Genomic DNA, 581 nt, shown 5'->3' on the forward strand with positions numbered 1-581 from the left:
GGTATCCTTATGTTTAAAGATTATAACATGAATCAACTGATTTTACCTTTAGATTTAGAAATCAGCTTACAAGAACATGATATTGCTTACGCTGTGCATGATCTAATTGAAAGCATACCTAATGAAGCTTTTGACGGTTTTTTGCGTGAGACAGGTTGCCCATCTTATCATCCACGTATGATGTTAAAGATCATTTTGTGTGCCTACACACAGTCTGTTTTTTCAGGCAGAAAAATAGAAGGTCTTTTAAAAGATAGCCTTCGCATGATGTGGCTAGCTCAAGGCTATAATCCAAGCTATCGCACCATTAATCGTTTTCGTGTTCATCCTGAAGTGAAAGAATTATTACGCCAGTGCTTTGTACAATTTCGTTGTCAGCTGGTACAAAAACAGCTAATTGATGAAGAAGCCATTTTTATTGATGGAACAAAGATTGAGGCGAATGCGAACAAATTTACATTTGTCTGGCGCAAGTCAGTGGAACGGTATAGTTCAGGTCTTGTAGAAAGGTCCAGTCAGATGTACGAAGAGCTGTTAGAAAAAGAGATCATCCCTGAAATCGAACGGGAAAGTCTGGATGA

1 protein-coding gene is annotated in these 581 nt (G+C 38.2%); it reads left to right on the plus strand.

All coding sequences use genetic code 11. The features are described 5' to 3' along the window. Positions 1–9: 9 nt before the first annotated feature. On the plus strand, positions 10–581 hold a 572-nt coding region (locus CSV76_RS17055), incomplete at its 3' end, for a transposase (RefSeq protein WP_143560393.1).

It is taken from the genome of Sporosarcina sp. P17b, from assembly GCF_002743115.1.
In the GTDB taxonomy this organism is placed as follows: domain Bacteria; phylum Bacillota; class Bacilli; order Bacillales_A; family Planococcaceae; genus Sporosarcina; species Sporosarcina ureae_C.